A 20,783-nucleotide genomic window follows, 5' to 3' on the forward strand; every position below is an offset into this window, starting at 1 on the left:
CCGGGGTGATCCGCGGGGATATCCCTCACGTGCCGGGCGGTCGAACGGAACCCATTGGATGCCGATGCAGTTGAACCTGGCACTCGCACGTCCCGTAATCCTCCAGTGAGCAGAGGAGGGGAATGCCGATGCAGGAGGAAACGGCGGTCATCCGCGTGCTGTGGATGCTGGCCCAGGGCATGGTGTGGCCGTGGCTGCTGGAGGGGATGTGCGACATGGCGGCCGTCGAACGTGCCGTACGACGGCGTTTCGCAGAGCCTCCGATCGGTGACCACCTCGGCTTTCACCTCACCGATCTGGGCCGCGCCAGGCTCGTCGACTGGTACCTGCACCACGCCCCGCTCCGCACCGATCCCGAGCACGCCGACGACTGGCGTGCCGTCACGATGCGCTGAAGGCCAGCCTGCCTTCGAGGCTCGCCGTCGCGAGGTCGAGACGGGACCGGCAGCCGGTGCGCACGAACAACCGGGTGAGGTAGTTCTCCACGGTCTTCTCGCTCATCCGGACCGTCGTCGCGATCTGCCGGTTGGTCCGGCCCAGCTGAACCAGCTCGATGATCCTCAGTTCGACGTCGGAGAAGTCGTCGCGGGCAACGCGGGCACGCGGCAGGACGACGCCGACCTTGCGCATGGTCTCCCTGATCCGCAGGTCCATCCAGTCCTCGCCGAGCCGTTGGGCGAACTCCAGCGCCTCGGCGTACCACGGCACGGGGTCGTCGCAGAGGGAGGCCGTGGCCAGGTACGTGCGCATGAGCTCGGCCGCGTTGCCGGTGCGGCGCAACAGCGCGATGGCGGCGGCCGCCACCAGATGGTCCTTTTCGGACAGTCCACGCAGGACGAGCTCGGCGGCGCGCAGGTTCGTGCCGCCGAAGCGCTCGTGCCACCGCCGGGCCTCGCCGGCCGCTCGCGCCAGCCCGGCACCGTTGCCCAGACCGTTCTCGATGAAGCCCAGTCGCAGCAGAAGGCACGACAGGCCGACGTTGTCACCGCGCTCGACCGCGCGGCGCACCAGGTCGTACGCGGACCAACCGCGATCCGGCCCGGTGATGCCCAGGTCCACCCACGCGCGCAACGCGGTGAACGGGCAGTTGTCGTCCACGAGCCCGAACCACTGCGCGGCGCGTCGGACGTCACCAGACGAGGAGTGCACCTCGGCGGCCAGCAGCCGGGTGACATACCGCAGCGCGGTGGGCGCTCCGCCCAGCTCCAGCCGGCGGGCGCCGGAGACGACGCGCGACCACTCGCCGCCGGCGTAGTCGCGCAGGAGCCGGCGGTACACGCCGAGCGGCCCCGACTCCGGCACGCCGTAGCAGGGCCCGAGCACGAGTCGCAGCATCGCGACCACGTCGTACCGCCCGTCGGTGACCTCGACCTCGGCCGCCTCGCTCACGTCGAGTTCGTCGTGGTCCCGGTCGTGTTCCCAGTCGGGCAGCCGGTTGACCCGGAAACCGGAGAACGCCGCCGCCACGTCCGGAGCGCTCACCGGATCGTGCTCGTCGAACCAGCGCACGACGAACCGCAGCGGTACCCGCGCACGTGGGTCACCCGCCAGCACGTCGTGCGCCGCGGCCCCCAGCGGCTGTCCGATGTGGACGGCCGCGAGCGCCGCCGCGGCAGCGAGTTCGTACCGGCAGCACTCCGGAACGCCCACGGCGATCTCGGCGTCGACGACCTCGGCCAGTTCGGGGTACTGCGCGGTGCGCACCAACAGGTGCAGCACGATCCGCAGCAACCGGACGTGGTCCGCGCCAGGCTCGACGTGCCGCAGCGCGGCACGGAACCACCGCGCGGCCAACGCCGGGTCCACCTGGACGACCCGGATGGCCTCACGTTCGAGCAACGGCACCCACACGGGGTCGGCGGGCAGCGCGGCGCCCGCCAGCGCGACGTGGTCCGCGGCCGCCGACATGTCAGCGGTGCCGCCGCGGAGCAGTTGTTCGGCCATCACGCGGTGGACCGCACGCAACCGGCTCACACCGAACCCGCGCAGGAGCGCGGCCGTCAGCGCGGAACAGGGCACACTGAGTCGCCCGTTCTCGTCGCACGCCAACGCGCCGATGGCGACGAGCCGGTCCACGACATCGCCGCACCGGCGGAGTTCGTGTCCGAGCGCGGCGGCGACGTGCAGCACGTCGTCCACGCGGAGCCGGGCGGTTTCGGCCGCCACCGTCACGATCTGCACGCCCGCTTCGCCGAGGCCCTCCACGTTGCGGACGAGTTCGTGGTCGCGGGGCAACGCGACGAGGGACGGTTCCCGGCGCAGGCACAGGTGGCCGAGCACCTCGGCGAACGCGTCCTCCCGGCGCAGCGCGTCGAACGTCGCGAGCACGGTGCCGGGATGACCGGCGAGCGGACCGAGCGCCGCCCGCACGGCGGGGACCACCGCCTCGTCCAACGGTGCCGGTGCCACGCGGGCGAGCAGCTCCGCGATCTCGTTCTCCCGCAGTGGACCGAGGTCGAGCACGCGGTCCGCGAGCGAGATCAACGGTGTCGCCGCGTCTTCCCGGCACGTGACGACGACCGTGCATCCCGCGCGGTGGGCGGCCGCGATCGCGCGGACCGGATCGGCCGCGATGTCCACGTCGTCGACGAACACCGCCACCGGCCTCGTCGCGCGCAACGTCCGGAACAGGCGCACCAGTTCGGCGAGCGCACCGTCACCGCTCAGCCTGCTGAGCACGCCCACCGAGCCCGCGAGCTCCGGGCCGACGTACTCGTGGAACGACTCGCGGACCAGGTCGATGACGGCCCGAGCGCGGAACACGTCCCCCGGCGGCTCGTCCGCCGCGACCGGCAGCGAGAGGACGGTGATGCCGCGTTCCCGCCACCGTCGCCGCAGTTCGTGCAGGAACGCGGTCCTGCCGATGCCGCCACGACCTCGTACGACCAGGAGGGACGGTGTGCCCGCGAACTCGTCGAGAGCCGCCGCCTGCGCGGTCCGGCCCACGAACGGCTTGCGCTCGCTCGACACAAGATCCTCCACCTGCACCATTCGGACTAATCGATACGCCCGATGGTAGGCACGAGGTGGAGGCGTCGCCATGTCCCGAACGCCTGTTCCGAGCAGATTCGCACGGACAGGTGAACGCGTTTTCGCCGCAGGTCAGACCATCGACTCCTGGAAGTCCTCCGCCATCAGCAGGGTCATGTCGGCGGCGGTCACCCGGTCGGACATCGCGAGGCGGGTCGCCTGCTGGTCGGCCATCACCTCGAACACCTTGCGAGCCGTGCGGCCGTTGCCGAAGGTGCCGTCCTTCGGGATGCGCTCGAAGTACTCGTACAGCGTCTCGGCCGCCACCTCGTCGAGCCGGTAGTCGTGCTTGCGGCAGTGCAGGCCGACGATCGTGACCAGTTCCTCCGGCTTGTAGTTCTCGAACTCGATGGTGCGGCTGAACCGCGACTCCAGGCCGGGGTTGGCCTGCAGGAACTCGACCATCTGCTGCGAGTAGCCCGCCGCGATGACGACCACGTCCTCGCGGTGGTCCTCCATCAGCTTCAGCAGCGTGTCGATCGCCTCGCGGCCGAAGTCGGGTCCGGTGCCGCTCTGGCCGGCGCTGAGCGTGTACGCCTCGTCGATGAACAGCACGCCGCCCAGTGCGCTGTTGAAGACCTCGGTGGTCTTGATCGCCGTGCCGCCGATGATCTGCGCGACGAGGTCCGCCCGCGCGACCTCCACCAGGTGGCCGGAGCGCAGCACGCCGAGGTCGGCGAGGATCGCTCCGTAGAGCCGCGCGACCGTGGTCTTGCCGGTGCCCGGCGCGCCCGCGAAGACCAGGTGCCGCGCCATCGGCGGTGCCGACAGACCGGCTTCCTGGCGGCGCTTGGCCATCAGGTTGAGGTTCACCAGCGAGTTGACCTCGCGCTTGACGCCGTCCAGGCCCACCAGCGAGTTCAGTTCGCTGATCGGATCGCTCGGCGGCCGGTGCTGTGCCGCGGGCTTCTCCGCGTCCGGGCGCGCGGCCGGTGCCGGTCCGCTCGCCACCGCGGAGGCCGAGCCGTGTGCGTCCCGGACGGCGTTGCCGGTGCTGCGCAGGTTCGTCACGTGCAGCTCGCTGCTCGGCCGGGTCTGCCGCAGACCGGAGCCGAGGTTGTCGCGGACCAGGCAGTCGACGATGCGGATCTGGTCCTCGCTGTGCACGCTGATGCCGTCACCGGCGTTCGTGGCGAACTCGGACTCCTCCAGCACACCTGTCGAGCCCGCGTCGAACAGGCAGCCGCCGGCCTTGCTGTCCCGGACCCGGCACCGGGTCGCGGTGAGCTCGCCGCCGACCCCGACGTGCAGCCCGTCGCCGCCCGCCTCGGCGATCTCGCAGTCGGAGAGGACGAGCGCCGCTTCCCGCACCAGCACCCCGCTGTCGGCGGTGCCGCGGACGCTCGCCCCGGTCACCGAGGTCCGCGCCGAACCGCTGACCGAGATCCCGGTCAGGCCGGTCCGGTCGATCTCGATGTTCTCGAAGCGGCCGCGGGCACCACCGGTCACGTCGATCGCCGCGCCGTCGCACCCCCGCACCCGCAGACCGCGGAAGAACGGGTCGGCCGATCCGTCCACGCGCACCCCCGCGCCCGAGCACGACGCGACCGAGGCGCGGACGAACTCCGTGGTGCAGCGCTCGCCGACGGCGATGCCGACACCGTTGACGTCGCCGGCGCCGCACTCCTCGAGGGTGCCGGCGGCCCGGCCGGTGAAGAGGTAGCCGTACTCGCGGGTGCGTTCGACCCGGAACCGCCGCAGGATCGGCGCGCAGTCCTCGGCCACCAGCACGCCTTCGGCGCCCGCGCCGCTGATGGAGCTGTCCTCGATCACGACGTTGCCCGACGACGCCAGGTAGAAGCCGATTCCGGAGACGTCGCTGATGCTCACCCTCGTGACCACCGCCCCGGCGTGCTGCTCGACCGCGAACGCCGGCTTGGCCGTGCGGGTGATGGTCGTGTCGGTGACGGTGACCCGGCCGTGGCCGTTGAGGCAGATGCCGTTGCCACCGGCGTCGCGCACCCCGCAGGCGCGCATGACGAGCTCGCCGTGCTCGGCGATCACGACGCCCGACGTGCCGGCTTCGAGCAGCCGGCACGAGTCGAGCAGGTTGCCGCCCGACGACGTGACCACGACCCCGGCGCCGGCGGGGTTGCGGACCTCGCAGCCGCGCATCAGCACCGAGCCCTGGCCGGTGGCGTACACGGCGGACCAGGCGGTGGCGGCGACCCGGCACTCGGTGAAGCTGAGCTGGCCGTTCGTCACCACGACGGCGGGGCTCTCCGGGTCCTGCGACTCGATCGTCAGCCCCGACAGCGCTCCGGAGTCGGCGCCCAGCACGACGGCGGGCCCGGACGACGCGACCACGCGCACGGTGCCGGGGCCGTCCTCCGCGGTGATGGTGACGGCCCTGGTCAGCACGAGCGTCTCGTAGTACTGGCCGGTGCTCACCAGGATCACCGCGCCGTCGGCGGCGGACGTCAGCGCGTCCGAGATGGTCCTGTGCCCCTGCCCCATCGCGGGGTTGACCGTGATCACGTCCTGGGCCACCTGGAATCCTTCCGTCTCCGCACCGATCCGTCCCGTCCCCGCGCCACGGACGGCCTCCGGAACCCACGGCACTGTCGCTCGGCGTCCAAATGGCGGAACCCGACTGGTCTGGTTAGTCTGGCGCACCCGCGGACCGCACCGCGGCGGTCCCGCCACCGCCGAAGACCAAATGAGGGAGTTCCCTCACGAGGTCACGAAGGAAGAGCAGAGCCACTTCCGTGCCGTCAGACAGACTTGTTGAGCCTGCCGAAGCACTCGCCGCCGACGTCCTGGAGTGGGTGAGCGACGCCGATCATCCGCCGTTGACGGTGATCGGCGGACCGAGCGGCGTGGAGCAGCGCGCCTCCGTCGAGGAGATCTGCCGCGTGCTCGCCGCCGGTGCCGCCCGGCACGGACGCCGGGTCAGGGTCGTCAACCTCTCCTACAGCGAACCCGGCACGGGCTTCGACCTGATGAGCCAGATCCCGCCGCTGTCGGCGTTGCGCGCCACACCGGGACTGCTGCTGTTCTTCAAGGACACACACCGGCTGCCCGCCGACTCCGTGGGTGCGCTGGAGACGTTGGTGCGCCAGATCGCGACCACCGGGACGCGCTGCGTGTGCGCGTTCGCGCTGCCGTTGCCGACGGAGACCAAATCGGCGTTCCTGGCGAGCTTCGACCGGTTGCGCCGCGACGGCCTGGTGCGGCTCGTGACCCTGCGTCCCGTGTCCCAGCGGCAGCTTCCCGAGCTGGTCACCTCGCTGATCGGCGCGCTTCCGGAACCGGCGCTGCGCACCGCGCTCTGGCTGACGACACGCGGCTGGCCCAACGTGATCACGACCGCGATGCGGATCGGCCGTGAGCACAACATGATGACGGTGGTGGACCGGCACGCCTACCTCACCGCGTGGCGCAGGCAGTTCCGGGTTGTGGACGACGCCGAACTGCTCGCGGACCTGCGCGGACTGGGACCGACGGCGTGGCAGGCGGCCAAGGCGATCGCCGTGTTCGGTCCGCTCGGCGCCGCCGCGCCGGCACTGGTCGGTGAGGCGCTCGGCGTGACCGAGGAGCAGGCGGAAGTGGAGCTCGCGGGTCTGGCCCGCGAAGGCGTGCTGCAGTACGCGAAGGCGAGTTCCACCTGGCGCTTCCGCGTGCCGCTGGTGGCGTTGTCGCTGGAGTCGGCCTTCGGGCCGTACGAACGCCGCCGGCTCGCGCAGATCGCGGTCACCGCCGTCTGGGAGGGCACCGCGCGGTGCGAGCGGCCGGAGTACCTGCCCGACCAGCTCGTCAACGCGGGCAGGCTGGTCGACCCCGACCGGGCCCGTGCCGAACTGCTGTCCGCCGCGGGCCGGGCCGCGCTGCGCGAGGCCGACCGGTCGCTCACCTGGCTGCGGGCCGCCGCGGAACTGACGGCCGACCGGGACGAGCGCGTGCAGATCCTGCTCACCCACGCCCGCACCTGTCTGATCTGCGGCGAGGCGAAGCAGGCGGTGGAGTCGACCGACACCGTGCTGCGCGGGTACGCGGAGGAGATCCCCGGCAACCAGCTGATGGGCATCTGCCTGCTGCACCTCACCGCGTTGCACGAGTCCGGTGACATCACCACGCTCGAACGGGTGGCGCAGGACGGCTGGTGGCCGTGGCCGGGCACCGGTCCGCAACGGGACGTCGGCCGCGCGTTCGCACTGTCGCTGCTCGGCCAGTGGCGGCAGACCCACGAGCTCCTCGACGAGATCCGGCGGGAGAACGACGAGGCGCCGGTCGACTGGCACGTCCGCGCCATCAGCCCGATCATCAGCGTGTGGCTGGGCGACGTCACGGAGTTGGACCACGACGTCGCGGAGCTCGTCACCAGGGTCGAGGCAGGCGAGCGACCACACGAAGAGCTGCACACCCGCACCAGCGTGCTGGTGACGCTGGGCGAACTGCGGCGGGCGCGCAACCTGCTCGCCCTGTCTGACCGCGTGCACATCCGCCTCACGCCCGCCTGCCAGACCGCGCTGGCGGTGGCCGAAGGCCAGGCGAGCGAGGCGCTCGAACTGACCCGCAGGAGCATCGCCACCGGCCCGTGCAGCGGCTGCGACGCCGAGCACACCATGATGTTCCACCTCGCGGCGACCGTGCAGCTGCACCGCGGCAAGCTGTCGCGGGCTCTCGCGCTCATCGCCACGGCCCGCTCCCGCACACCTACCCTGCCGCACCTGCTGGCGTTGACCGAGGCCGCGCACGAGCGGCTGTACCAGCGCGACGCGCTCGCCAGACAGGTGCTGGAGACGGCACTGCGCGCGGCCCAGGAAACCGGCGTCGTGGCGTTGACCGACCTGCTCTGGACCGCGCTGGCCGACCTCGCCTTCGACCTCGCTGAGCGGCAGGTGCTGTCCTGTTGCCACGAGCGGGTCGAGGCGGTCGCCAAGTGCATGAACACCGAACAGGCCGAGCTGCACCGGCTGACCCTGCACGCGGTGGTCCACAGCGACACCGGCGCGGCGGACCGGGCCGTGGCACTGCTGCGCGAGCGCGCCCAGCCGTTGGAGCTGGCGAGCGGACTCGAACGCCTGGTGAGGTTCGGCGTCGCCATCCCGGAACTGCTGCTGGAGGCCTACAGCGCGGCGGGCGAGCTGGACGCGCTGATGTTCCGGGCGGGCCTGCGCAACCTCATGCGCGCGCACGGCATCCCCGTGCCGGGCCGGCAGGCGACCGTGGCGGAGAACGAACGCCTGCTGGCCGTCCTGGTCGCCGACGGCCTGGGCAACAAGCAGATCGCGACCCTGCTCGGCGCCAGCGAGAAGAGCGTCGAGGGCAGGCTGTCCCGGCTGTTCTCCCGCACCGGTTACCGGTCGAGGGTCGAACTCGCCGCGGCGATGCTCACCGGGAACCTGCCGGAGTGATCGCTAGCTAGTCACGAGGCGGCTTCGAGCGTCTCCTCGTGGGTGGCCCCGGCTGGGCTGGCGCTCACGGCCAGCGCCAGCGGTGCGGTCAGGCGGGCCACCACGTCCTCGTCGTCGACCAGCCGCAGCTCGGCCTGCTGCCGCTGCTCCCACGCGCGCTCCAGCCTCGGCAACGCGGCCGCGTCCCGTGCCAGCGCCTCCGCCGACTCAGGGTCCTCGTCCGTCAGCAGCTCACGCACCAGCAACGCCCGCTTCGGTGCGCCCTCGTCCTCGCGGGTGCGAACGGCCAGCGCCTTGAACCGCCGTCCCACCGAGAACACAGCCTCGTCGACAGCACGCCCCGCGAGCAGTTCGGACGTGCGCCGAGCGGACACCGGCCAGATCAGCAGGTCGAGCTCGGCGGCCGCCGTGGTGACGTCGAGCTGCGTGCTGGCGCTGAGGAATCCGGGCTCCCACAGCACCGCGCCAACCGCCCGGTCCTCGGCGCCGCTCTCCTGGCGCAGCACGACTTTGCGATGCGTCGGCAGCCGCCGCAACCCGGACACCAGACACGGCACGTACCCGTCGAACGGTTCCGGGCCTCCGCTCAGCGCCTCGTCGAGCGCCACCGCGCCCGCCGGTCCCCGGCCGAGGTACAGGCACACGGCGACGTAGTCCGCCTTGCCCTCGGCCCGCAGCATCGGCCACGCCGACAGCGCGACGTTCACCGCGGCCAGCGCCTCGTTGTAGGCGGAACCGGCGCTCAGGCTCAACCGCGTCTGCTCCGCCGGGGTGCTGTCCCGGTCGGCGATGTCGATCAGCCGCTTGCGCGGTGGGCGGGAGGTTTCCGGCCGGCTGTCGGCCAGGCTCACCACGACGGCGTCGAGGGGTTCGTCCGCAGCTGGTTCCGGCTGGGTGGGCGGCACGATCGCGGGTGGTGCCTGGTGCTCTTCCGGTGCCGGGGTGGGCAGTGGCTGGGGACGCGGGCCTGACACGGTGGTGACGGGGGGCGCGAACGCCGGAAGCGTTGGCGCGGAAGAGATGGCTGGGATGGTGGCGGCCGCGGGCACTGGCGTCGGAGCGGCCGTGGGCAGCGGGGCAGGCACCGGTGCAGGCACGGCTGCGGGAGCCGGCGCGGAAGCGACCGCGGGCACTGGCGCGGGAGCGGCCGTGGGCAGCGGGGCAAGCACCGGCGCCGCTGCAGCTACGTGCGCGGGAGCGGCCGCAGGCACCAGAGCGGGCGCGGCTGCGGGAGTCGGCGCGGGTACGGCCGGAGGCACCGGACCCAGCCGGGTCGTGATCTCGTTGGCGGACAACGGCACCGGTTCCAGCCGTGTCGTCACCTCGTTCGGCGACAACGACAGCACGTCCAAGCTCAACTTGTCCTCGCTGGCGGGCGGCACCACGTCCAAACCCAGCTTGACCTCGTTGACGGACAACGACACCCGTTCCAGCCGTGTCGTCACCTCGTTCGGCGACAACGACAACACTTCCCGATCCGACCCAACCTCGTTGGCCGGCAACGCCGACGAAGCTACAAAGCCCCGCCGAACGCTCGGTCCACCAAAAGTCGGCAACGGGCGCACACGCGTAGGCTCCCCAGTGCGTTCGAGCACGACCCCGAGCGACCGCAAGTACGCCTCAAAGCCCGACAACGCGTAAGACCAAGAGGTGCCGAGGACGTGGATGTCCACGGTGCGGCAGCGCGCCGGACCGAGGCCCTCGAGCAGGTCGCAGACCGCGGCCACCTCGACCGCGGTGACGTCGCGGTGCTCGTCGCCGATCACCATGGTCCAGCGGCGCGGGTCGAAGTCCGCCGTGACACCGCCCCGGTCGCGTTCCAGACGGACGTGCAGGCCGCCGGGGAGCACTTCGGCGACCACGCCTGCCGCGGCCGCCTCCGACGGGGCCTGCGGGCGGTAACAAAGGCCTTGGCGGTGCCAGCCGGCGGGAGGTGGCGCGACGTCGCGGACCTGGGGCGGTGCGCCATCCGGGGTGTGGCGCAGGATCGTCGCCAGCGGTTCGAGCAGTTCCGTGCCGTCGGCGTCGCACACGACGGTGCGCACCGCTCCGCTCGCGCTCATCAGCTGGATGCCGGTGGCGACGTCGACGCCGCGGTTCAGCGCGGTGGCGAGGCGGGCCGCCCAGTCAGCCGTCGTCGCCTGCGCGGCGGCGGGCACCACGAGCAGGTCGTGCCACACCGGCAGCCGGTTGATGATCGCGGCCAACGAACTCGGGCTGACCAGTTCGCCCACGACGAGCTTCGGGAAGCGGAGGTTGAGCGGGATCTGGAACCGCGGGTCGCGCGGTTCGAGCGGGGCCAGGCCGGCCGGGCGCACGGCGAGACCCGCGGGTACGGGTTCGGTGACGAGACCGGCACCCACAAGAGGCGGCAGCTGGTACTCCCACGAAGGCATCGGGAACCGGCTGCTGAACGGCTGAGCGTCGCTGCCGGGGCCGAAGCGGCGCCAGCCCGCGCGGTCGACGTAGAGGCCGATGCCGCGTCCCACGATCGGCGTGCCGTGCGCCGCGACGACCGAGACACCGAACTGGACCGCGAGGCGGTGCAGCCAGGAGACGTACCTGCCGGCGGGGTCGCCGAGGCCGGACACCGCCAGCCAGACGGCCCGCAGCGGCTCGGCGCCGTGCTGGAACCGCAGTGCCGCAACGCAGTCCTGGACCGCGGCCAGCAGACCGGTGTGCCGGTGAGCTCCCGGCGAGGCGAGGACGAGGGCGCTGCCGGGCACTCGCGGGATCCGGGTCAGGGCAGCCGCATCCGTTGGCGCTTCGTCGCGCCGGCGGATCAGCGTGTGCGCGCCGCACTGCTGCGCGATGAGGTCGTCATCGGCGTGCGGTCCGTTGGACGTGACGCCGATCTTGGATGCTGCCAAGGTACGCCCTCCTGTTCCGGCTTTCCCCTGAACCAATTCGACAGGAATCAGGAGGAAGCGGACGGGCACCTGCAGCCAGGAGAAATGACCTGGGGGATATCCCTCACCACCGAACGACGAGGGGGCGCACAACAGTGAAATCGGCCTGTGGAACGGGTTCCGGGGTTACTCGCCGTCGCGGCCGGCCAGCACGAGCCTGCCCTCGATGCTGGCGGTGGCGAGATCGAGCCGCGACCGGCAGCCGGTTCTGGCGAACAACCTGGTGAGGTAGTTCTCCACGGTTTTCTCGCTGATCCGCACGGACGTCGCGATCTGACGGTTGGTCATGCCGTACCGGACCAGCTCGATGATCTCCAGCTCGGTCTGCGAGAAGTCGTCACGGGCCGTGCGGGCCCGCGGCGGAGCCACCCCGATCTTGCGCATCGACTCCTTGATGTGCGCGCCCATCCAGTCCTCGCCGATCTGCCCGGAGATCTCCAGCGCCTCCCGGTACCACGGTCCGGGGTCGTCGCAGAAGAAGGCCACCGTCATGCAGGCGCGCATCAGCTCGGCCAGGTTGCCCTGCTCGCGCAGCAGCTCGACCGCAGTCGTCGCGGCGGCGTAGTCGTGCTCGGACAGTCCCCGCAGGATGAGCTCGGCGGCCCGCAGGCCGGAGCCTCCGAAGCGGACGTGCCAGCGCTTCGCCTCCGCGCACAGCCGTGCGAGCCGATCCGCGTGTCCCGACCGTTCCTCCAGGAACGCGAGCCGCACCAGGAACCACCGCAGTCCCACGTTGTCGCCTTCGTCGGCGGCGTGGCAGATCTGCTCGTAGACCGCCCAGCCCTGCTCCATGGCGGCGTCCCACTCACCGCTGCGGTAGGCGATGCCGATGCCGACCCACGCTCGCATCGCCGGGAACGGGCCGTTCTCACCGACCAGTCCCAGCCACTGCTGGGCACGTTCGAAGTCGCCGAAGGACGACATGACCTCCGCCGCGAGCAGCCGGGAGACGTGGTGCAGGGCCGTGTGCCACGGTCCGGTGAGCTCCAGCCGACGCGCGTCGGTGACGACTTCGGCCCACGCGCCGTTGATGTAGTTGCGCACCAGGCGGCCGTAGATCGCCAGAGGACCGGTCGCCGGCTCGCCGTACCCGGCGTCGAGCACCAGCTTGAACAGCGTCCCGACGTCGTACTGGTCACCGGCGCACGCGATCGCCTCCTCCCTGGACGCCTCCGCTCCGAAGAGGTGGTCGACGCGGAACCCGGCGAACGCGGCGACCAGGTCGCTCGCCCGCACCGGTGTCCGGCCGCGGAACCAGCGAGCGGCGAACTCCAGCGGAGCACGGCTGTGCGCGTCCCGAGCCAGCGCGTCGTACACCTCGAGCGCCACCGGGCGGCCGGTGTGGACGGCGGCGAGTGCGGCCGACGCGGACAGCTCGCGCCGGAAGCGGTCCTCGACGCCCCCGCGCACGACTTCCTCCACGACCTCACCGAGATACCGGTAGTCGCCGACCCGCACCAGCAGGTGCAGGACGGTCGTCATCAGCCGGTCGCGATCGACGCTGCCGGACGGGCAGTGCCGCAGTGCGGCGCGGTACCAGCGGGCGGCCAGCGCGGGACACGACCGCAGCGCGCGCTTGGCCTCCCGGTCCAGCATCGGCACGAGCGAGGGATCGGGGGCGAGCGCGGCGCCCGCCAGTGCCACGTGGTCGGCGAGCACCTGGGATTCCGCCGTCCCGTCGCGAAGCAGGTGCGTCGCGATCACCGCGTGCAGTTGTTCCGCCTCGCCCGCCGGCCGGTTGCGGTCCAGCGTGATGACCAACGCCTTGCAGGGCACGGTCAGCACGCCTTCCTCGTCGTGGGCGAGCACTCCGACGGAGGAGAACCAGTCCACCACCGTGCCGCAGGCGCTGAGGTCGTAGCCGAACGCGTCGGCGAAGTACAGCAGGTCGTCGATCGTGAAGCGGTTGGCCCGCGCGACCAGCGAGACGAGTCGATCACCGATCTCACCGGCGTCCGCCACCCGTCCGACGAGGTCGTGGTCCGGTGGCAGCGCGATCGTCTCGGGCGTCGGGTCGCCCAGACACAGGTGCCCGAGCACCTCGGCGAGCCGGTTTTCCTGCTCCAGCAGGTCGAACGTGGCGAGCACGGTGCCGGCGTTGCCCGCGAGCGGGCCGAGGGCCGCACGCACGGCGGGTGCCACCGCTTCGTCGAGCGTGCCGCGCGCGGTCTGGTTGAGCAGCAGGTCGATGTCCGTCGGCGCCAGTGGACGCAGGTCGAGCACGCGGTCGGCTAGGCTGCTCAGGGCAGCCGGCTCGTTGGTGCTGTCTTCGCGGCAGGTGGCGACCACCGTGCACCCGGCCCGGTAGGCGGCGGCGACGGCCAGCACCGCGTTCGGGGCGGTGTGCACGTCGTCGACGAGGACGGCGACCGGGCCGTTCGCGCGCAGCTGGGCGTACAGCCGCACCAGTTCGGTGAACAGGACCGCTCGCGAACGCGCTGAACTGCAGCACTCCTCGTCGCACAGCCGGTCGACGGCGGCGAGCGCGCTCAGCGCCCTGGCACCCGCGAGCTCGTCGTAGGACTGCCGGATGACGTCGATCACCGGTTGCGCGCAGAACAGGTCCCACCCCAGCGCGTCGCCGACCGGCACGGCGAGCACGGTGATGCCGCGGTCCCGCCACATCCGTCCCAGCTCGCGCAGCACAGCCGTCTTGCCGATCCCCGCGGAGCCGCGCAGCAGCAGGAGTGCCTGCGATCCGGCGAACGGGTCCAAAGCGGCGATCTCCGCCGTTCTGCCCACGAGAACGCCGCGGTCCTTCGGCATACCAGCCTCCTCACCGTCGCCGCACGGCCGGCGACCCGCGACGAAACGTCGGTCCGCTCAGGAGAGGCCGATCTCGGGTCGTCACGACGCGAATTCGCTTCAAGTTTTAACCACTTGCGCCCGACTGGGCTGTTCAGCCCAACCAATGAGACGCATTTGTGACACGGATCTCACCTGAACGGCCGCAGGGTCGTTCGACCACCGCGATCTCGCATCATCCAGCCGACCCGCTGATCGATACTGCGAACACCACCGGTGAGCGGAAAGGTCCACCCGATCGTGATCACGCCCGAATACGTCCTGTCGTCGCGCGAGTTCGAGGTGCTGTGGCAGACGCTGCGGCTGGGCCGGATGCCGTACCCGCTCGACGTGCCGAGCGAGGGAGCGACCGAGGGAGAACGCAAGGCACTGCAGGACAGCACCCTCGCCGGGCTCCGCGACCGCGGCCTGGGAGACGACGAGCGGCTCGAGGACCTGCTGCGACTGCTCGACGACCACGACGTGTCAGTGGACGCCGTCGCCGGACTGGACCGGACCGTGCGGGCACTGGCCGCCTCCAACGGCACCGAGGCCGTGCTGGCGGTCATCGACGGTGAGCAGGTCGGCCTCAGCGAGATCAGGGCGACCGGGCTCGCGCGCGAGATCGTCCGGTTGCTTCCCGCCGGGCAGGCGGGTCCCGGCAACGCGCTTTCGCTGCGGGTGGACACGTTGCGGCAGGCCGTCGCGCTGCAGGAGGCCGAGCCCGAGGACGACGACTCCGAGGACCCGTGGGGCGCGGCCGACGACGAGATGGACGACCGGCAGGCGTTGCAGCGAGCCGGGTTGTCCGCCCAGGACGCGCGCCAGGTCGACGAGCTCGCGGCGAACCGGGTCGCGGGCGGCCAGTTCGGCGTGACGCACGGCCGGCGCCGATCGGACGTGGTCATCAACTGGTTCGACACCCACCAGGGCCGCTACCTGATGGTCAACTCCGACGGCTGGGTCAGCCTCTCCCCCACCGACAACGACCGCATCGCCACCCGGATCGACTCCGTCCTGACCTGAGGGCACGGCCCGATTTCCCAGTGACACCAAGGAGTTCGCAGATCCATTGCCCGTTGATCAAGCCAATACGTCAACCGGCGAACGTACCGAGCACAACATCAAGAAAGCCCTAAATACTAGGTGTAACCCCATGTGATTTAGACCACAGTGATCACAGGCTTAGCCCGATCCGGTGGTGTGAACAAAGATCGAGTGCCCGAACGGGCAGGCGTCGAGAGCGCTCCCACCACCAGCGCAAACGATCTTCCCGATCATCTTCCGGCCACCCGGTGTCGGCCCGTTTCGCTGTGACACAAGGCATTGTGAACGCGAATCTCAATTGGTAACTCGCGCGCGGCAAAGTGAGTGGCGCGCGGAAAAGACCCCCGATACTGCCCGCATGTACATCGTCGGTGACAACGACGCTGTCCCGCTCAAGGACACCGTCAGTTCGGGTCAGGTGCAGATCGACCCGACCGCGGGCGAGGAGCTCCGCAAGCAGTTCCAGGCTCAGATCGACCAGGTCGACTCGTGGCTCGAACGTGCGAGAACCAGCATTGCCCGTCCTGCGGCCCTGGGCGCGAACCCGGTCGGTGACGCGATGCGAGACAAGTTCACCCATCGCGCCGAGGGTGAGCAGTACTCGTTCGTCAGCGTCATGTCCGCGTACCGCACCGTGCTCGAGCAGACGAAGAACTCGATCGTCCAGGCGATCGACAACTTCACCCGCCTCGACGAGGAACACCAGGCCGAACTGAAGAAGCACATGGGCAACAGCTGACCTGCGGGCAGCTGAGTCCATCGACGCGAGAGGCGAGCCGGTCATGCCCCCCGAGACCGACCCGAGCGAGATCGAGAACAAGCCGGTCCTCACGGACCCGCAGAACTGGGCGTCACGCTCGCACCCAGAGCTCTACGCCGCGGTCCACAACAACAACGACCCCGGCCAGGCCGGCGAGATCAGCTCCGACTGGAGCAGGTACGGCTCCGAGCTGGCCGAGGCCTCACGCACGATGAACGCGGTCATCACCTCGTCCGAGACCAAGTGGACGGGTGCCGCCGCCGAGGCCGCCCGGGCCGCGATGAAGAGGCTCGGCGACTGGGTCGACGAGACCGCGCGCACCGCCGTCGAGGTCAGCAACAAGGTCGCCGACCAGGGCCGCGTGATGGAGGCGGCCCGAGCGCAGATGCCCGCGCCGGTCCAGTTCGACTGGAACAAGGCAGCGGCGGCGCTCTCGCAGCCGGGCACGCCCGCCTTCGTGCTGGCGTCCGCCGACATCGCGGTGGCGAACGCCGCGTCGCGCGCCGCGCACGACCAGGCGGTCAACGTGATGGCCACCATGGAGAACAACTCCCGGCAGATCGACACGTCGGTGCCGACCTTCAAGCCGCCGTTCAACCCGAACACCGGGCAGGTCGAGGAGCCGGTGATGGCGACGGCCCGTTCGGGCGCCGCGCCCGCGCTCGGCAACGGGGTGGACGCGCTCATGTCGACGCACGCGCAGGGTGCCGCCGTGGCCGCTCCGCCGTCGACCGCCGGTGCGGGAGCGGGCGGCGGAGGTGGCGCGGCCGCTGCCGCGAACCAGTCCGCCCCGGCCGCGTACTCGCCGTCGGCACCGGGCTACACCGGACCGGGCAGCCCCGGCGGTGGCTCTGGCGGAGGCGGCGCGGGCTACACGCCGCAGATGCCGGGCTACAACCCCAACACCAACACGAACGTGGCCGCCGCGTACACGCCGACGGCACCGGGCTACTCCGGTCCCGGCAACAACGGCAGCACCTACACCAGCAGCAGCGGTGGCGGTGGTGGCAACAGCACCTACACCCCGCAGATGACGGGCTACAACCCGAGCACGGGCGGCGCGAACCGTCCCGGCAACAACCAGTACACGCCGAGCTTCCCGCAGACCCCGGTCGTCGGCAAGGACATCGCGAACCCGAACTACACGCCGCAGAACCCCAAGGGACCCGCGGCGTACACGCCGACGGCGCCCGGCTACAACGGTCCCGGCGGCCCAGGTGGTCCGGGCGGTGGCTCCGGTGGCGGTGGCGGCGGTGGCGGCGCCGGTATGAAGGGCGGCCCGATGCCCTACACCCCCTCGATGGGTGGTGGTGCTGGCGGCGGCGGCGGTGGTGGTGCGTTCGGCGGCGGCGCGGGCGGTACCGGCGCGGGTGGTGCCGGTGGCGCGATGCAGTCCGGTGGCTCGGCCGGTGTCCAGGGCCAGGGCGCACGTCCCGGCATGATGGGCATGGGTCCCGGTGCCGCGTCCGCCGCTGGTGCCGGCATGGGCGCGGGTGCCCCGATGGCCGGCGCTCCGGGTGCCGGTGGCAAGGGCGAGGACGACAAGGAACACCGTTCCGCCAGCTACGTCATGGGCGGCGACCTGTTCGAGGTCCCCGGTGAGAACCTGCCCCCGTCGGTGATCGGTGCGGGCAAGACCAAGAAGAAGGGCCCGGACGCGTCGTGATCACCCCCGAGTTCGTGCTCTCCCCACGCGAGTTCGACGTCCTGTGGCAGGAGTTACGCCTCGGCCGGATGCCTTACCCGCTGGACGTGCCGACCGAGGGCGACACCGAGCAGGACCGCCGCGTGCTGCGCGACAAGACGCTCGAGGAATTACGGCAGCGCGGCCTGGCCGACGACCCCCAGTTGGAGGAGTACCTGCGGCTGCTCGACGACCACGTCACGTCGGTCGACGCGGTGGCGGGACTCGACCGGACGGTGCGGGCCCTGGCCGTCTCCAACGGCTCCCAGGCCGTGCTGGCGATCATCGACAACGACCGCGTGGGGCTGCTGGCGATCCGGGAGACCGGCATCGCCCGCGAGATCGTGCGGGTGCTGCCCGACGGCGAGCCCGGTCCCGGCACGGCGGTGAACGTGCGGGTCGAGGCCCTGCAACAGGCCGTCGCGTTGCAGGAGGCCGAGGAAGAGGACGACTCCGACGACCCGTGGGGCGCGGCCGACGACGAGATGGACGACCGGCAGGCGCTGCAGCAGGCCGGTCTGTCCGCCCAGGACGCCAAGCAGTTCGGTGAGCTCGCGGCGAACCGCGTCGCGGGCGGCCAGTTCGGCGTCACCCGCGGCCGGGAGCGCTCGGGTGTCGTGATCAACTGGTTCGACACCCACCAGGGCCGCTATCTGATGGTCAACTCGGACGGCTGGCTGAGCCTCTCGCCGACCGACAACGACCGCATCGCCACCCGAATCAACGCTGTGCTCGCGTGAGCCGTTGAACCGCCGCCGCCGGAGGACCGTGTGAACCCCGCGAACCCCACTCAGTGGGTCGAAGAGTACGAGGCCAAGCTGGCCGACCTGAAGAAGAAGTCGGAGGACCTCACGGAGAACTTCGCGGCGTCCACCGCGACCGTGACGTCGAAGGACGGGGCGGTGATCGTGACGGTGGGCCCCAACGGCGGCCTGCAGGACCTGGTGCTCAAGCGCCGCGCGGTCGAGCTGGGCTCGGCCCGGCTCACCGCGGTGATCCTGGAGACCGCGCGGCAGGCCCAGAAGCAGGCCGCGCAGCAGGTCCTGGAGCTCTTCAAGCCGCTCGGCGAGGGCACTGAGGCCTACCAGATGGTCTCGGACTCGATCCCGGACGACGACCAGGACGTCGAGGAGACCGAGTCGTACAACGAGATCGACGAGTTCGACGACGAGCCGGAACCCGCTCCGGCGCCCCCGCCGATGAGCCGGCCGGCGGCTGCCCCGCAGCCGGCGCCCGCCCGCGGCCGCCGTCGCGCGGACGACGATGACGACGATGACAACCAGCCCTGGTGAGGAAAAACGATGACCGCGCCTGAAACGCCACTCGCGTCCCCTCCCGGGATGAAGATCACCGAGGAGAACAAGCTCAAGGGCTCGCTGTTCATCGAGGCCTACGGCAGCCTCATCGACGGCATCAGCAAGGACGCCGAGTCCGAGACCGAGAAGGCGCTGGACATCACGTTCAACGCCATCGGCGCCGCGTCGGCGACCGTGATGCTCGCGATCGACCCGCTGGGCAGCATCATCGGTGCCGGTGTCGGCTGGCTGATCGAGCACGTCTCGTTCCTGCGCGACGCCCTGAACCAGCTGATGGGCAACCCGGAGGAGATCCAGGCCAACGTCGAGGCGACCAAGGCGCGCGCGGCCGAGCTGCGGGTGCTCGCCGAGGACCACAAGAACGGGCTCGCGACGTTCGACGGCTGGACCGGCGCGTCGTCCGAGGCGTTCAAGAAGAGCATGGACGGCATGTCGCAGGAGCTCGACGAGCTCGCGCAGGCCGTCGAGACCAAGGCCAAGATCGTCGCGATCATGGGCATGCTCGTCACGGTGCTGCGCGACATCGTCCGCGACCTGATCGCCCAGCTGATCGGTTCGCTGATCGGTGGCGCGATCCTCGCGGCCGCCGCCATGATCCCGACCTTCGGCGCCTCGATCCCGATCTTCTGCGGCTTCGCGGTCGGCAAGGCGGTCGCGCTGGGCACGAACATCGCGTCCCGCGTCGCCCGCGTCGTCGCCGCGCTCGGCCGTCAGATGAAGCGCATCGGCGACCTCGACGACATCATGGCCAAGATCAGCAAGGGCTGGCAGCGGTTCGAGAACGTCGCCGACGTCGCCGAGATCGGCTACGAGGCTTACAAGGCGCAGAAGGACGTCGACAAGAAGATCGACGAGGCGGTCGCGAACAACCAGCCCGGGGGCACTTCCGGTGCCAAGACGGGCCAGGACGGGACCGCGACGGCAACGCTCCCGAACGCACCGCGCGCCATGCAGGACGGGACCGCGACGGCGACGCTGCCGAACGCACCGCATGCCGAGCAGCAGGACGGAACTGCGGCGGCCACGCTTCCGAACGCACCGCGTGTCGGCGCGGTCCAGATGGACTCGCTGCAGCCGACGCACAGGCAGATGAACGCCGTCGAGCCGATGCAGCCCGCGTACAGGCAGATGAACGCGGTCGAACCGTTGCAGCCCGCGTACAAGCAGATGAACGCCGTCGAGCCGATGCAGCCCCTCCAGCGGATGGAGGCCGTGCAGGCGCCGATGGCCCGCCTGCAGATGGACGCGGTCGAGCCGTTGCAGCCGATGCACCGCACGGAGGCCCCTCAGGCCCTCCAGGCCGCGCACCGAGTGGAAGCCCCCCAGGCCTTCCAAGCCGCGCACCGGGTAGAGGCGGCTCAGGCGTTCCAGGCCCCGCATCGCATGGAAGCACCCGAGGCGCCGGTGGCGTTCTCGCGCGCGGAACGGCCGGAGGCGCCCGTGGCGTTCTCCCGGGTCGAAGCGTCGGACTCGACCATGACGTCCGGTGTCTCGATGACCGCGGGCACCCCGGTGCACGAAGCCGTGCAGCCGATGCAGGCGCGGGAGATGTACGCGAGCTACGAGGCCACCCCGGCCGAGCCACTGCAGCCGATGCAGGCGGGCTACGAGCCGATGGCCCGGACGCAGATGTCCCACACGTTCGAGGCGCTCGAGCCGCGTGAGGGTTACAACCCGCTCGTGGAGCACGCGGCGTTCGCGAGCGAGGCCACGCCGGTCGAGGAGAACTACAACCCGTTGCAGTCCTACGACAACGTCGCCCCGGCGGGTGGCGCCGCGGCCCAGCCGCTCCGGCCGGCCGTCGCCCACGAGCGTCCGACCAGGCCGTCGGAGTAGTCCAAACCGGCAGCCGGGATCCCGCTCGTCCTGCTTCGTTCTGACGCTGTATCTGGAGAA

At 71.1% G+C, this 20,783-nt stretch carries 12 protein-coding genes; 8 read left to right on the plus strand and 4 right to left on the minus strand.

Features of this window, described 5'->3' with window-relative positions; translation table 11 throughout:
• Positions 1-128: 128 nt before the first annotated feature.
• The gene (locus G7043_RS44570; protein WP_166055273.1) at positions 129-395 is read left to right on the plus strand and encodes a hypothetical protein; all 267 of its coding nucleotides are present in this window, start codon (positions 129-131) and stop codon (positions 393-395) included.
• Here G7043_RS44570 and G7043_RS44575 read toward each other — a convergent pair.
• Together G7043_RS44575 and G7043_RS44580 are read right to left on the minus strand one after the other, a co-directional pair.
• On the minus strand, positions 382-2,991 hold the full coding sequence (locus G7043_RS44575) for a helix-turn-helix transcriptional regulator (protein ID WP_166055275.1): 2,610 nt from the start codon (positions 2,989-2,991) through the stop codon (positions 382-384). The genes G7043_RS44570 and G7043_RS44575 overlap by 14 nt on opposite strands.
• Before the next feature lie 111 nt (positions 2,992-3,102).
• Positions 3,103-5,520 carry a right-handed parallel beta-helix repeat-containing protein gene (locus tag G7043_RS44580; protein WP_166055277.1) on the minus strand — a complete coding sequence of 806 codons (2,418 nt, stop codon included), beginning with the start codon at positions 5,518-5,520 and terminating at the stop codon, positions 3,103-3,105.
• Between the two features lie 218 nt (positions 5,521-5,738).
• On the opposite strand from G7043_RS44580, the gene G7043_RS50255 reads away from it, so the two are divergent.
• Positions 5,739-8,387: a LuxR C-terminal-related transcriptional regulator gene (locus G7043_RS50255; RefSeq protein ID WP_166055279.1), complete on the plus strand. Its 2,649-nt coding sequence runs from the start codon at positions 5,739-5,741 to the stop codon at positions 8,385-8,387.
• Positions 8,388-8,398: 11 nt separating this feature from the next.
• Here the strand turns inward: G7043_RS50255 and G7043_RS44590 are convergent, their stop codons facing one another.
• Positions 8,399-11,257, minus strand: a complete 2,859-nt coding sequence (locus G7043_RS44590) for a hypothetical protein (RefSeq protein WP_166055281.1) — start codon at positions 11,255-11,257, stop codon at positions 8,399-8,401.
• Between the two features lie 165 nt (positions 11,258-11,422).
• Entirely contained in the window at positions 11,423-14,062 is a 2,640-nt protein-coding gene (locus tag G7043_RS44595; protein ID WP_166055283.1) for a helix-turn-helix transcriptional regulator, read from the minus strand.
• 279 nt (positions 14,063-14,341) lie between these two features.
• Here G7043_RS44595 and G7043_RS44600 point away from each other — a divergent pair, with 279 nt between their 5' ends.
• From G7043_RS44600 to G7043_RS47920, 6 genes are all read left to right on the plus strand, one after another.
• Entirely contained in the window at positions 14,342-15,106 is a 765-nt protein-coding gene (locus tag G7043_RS44600; protein ID WP_166055285.1) for an ESX secretion-associated protein EspG, read from the plus strand.
• Between the two features lie 379 nt (positions 15,107-15,485).
• Complete coding sequence (locus G7043_RS44605; RefSeq protein WP_166055287.1) at positions 15,486-15,866, plus strand: hypothetical protein; 381 nt, start codon at positions 15,486-15,488, stop codon at positions 15,864-15,866.
• 43 nt (positions 15,867-15,909) lie between these two features.
• The gene (locus G7043_RS44610) at positions 15,910-17,553 is read left to right on the plus strand and encodes a PPE domain-containing protein (protein WP_166055289.1); all 1,644 of its coding nucleotides are present in this window, start codon (positions 15,910-15,912) and stop codon (positions 17,551-17,553) included.
• Positions 17,550-18,311: an ESX secretion-associated protein EspG gene (locus tag G7043_RS44615; RefSeq protein WP_166055291.1), complete on the plus strand. Its 762-nt coding sequence runs from the start codon at positions 17,550-17,552 to the stop codon at positions 18,309-18,311. Before G7043_RS44610 ends, G7043_RS44615 begins: the two co-directional genes overlap by 4 nt.
• Before the next feature lie 30 nt (positions 18,312-18,341).
• Positions 18,342-18,863 carry a YbaB/EbfC family nucleoid-associated protein gene (locus G7043_RS44620; protein ID WP_166055293.1) on the plus strand — a complete coding sequence of 174 codons (522 nt, stop codon included), beginning with the start codon at positions 18,342-18,344 and terminating at the stop codon, positions 18,861-18,863.
• A 9-nt stretch (positions 18,864-18,872) separates the two neighbouring features.
• The gene (locus G7043_RS47920) at positions 18,873-20,723 is read left to right on the plus strand and encodes a hypothetical protein (RefSeq protein ID WP_207312571.1); all 1,851 of its coding nucleotides are present in this window, start codon (positions 18,873-18,875) and stop codon (positions 20,721-20,723) included.
• Positions 20,724-20,783 lie beyond the last annotated feature (60 nt).

The organism is Lentzea alba, from assembly GCF_011067745.1.
GTDB lineage: Bacteria > Actinomycetota > Actinomycetes > Mycobacteriales > Pseudonocardiaceae > Lentzea > Lentzea alba.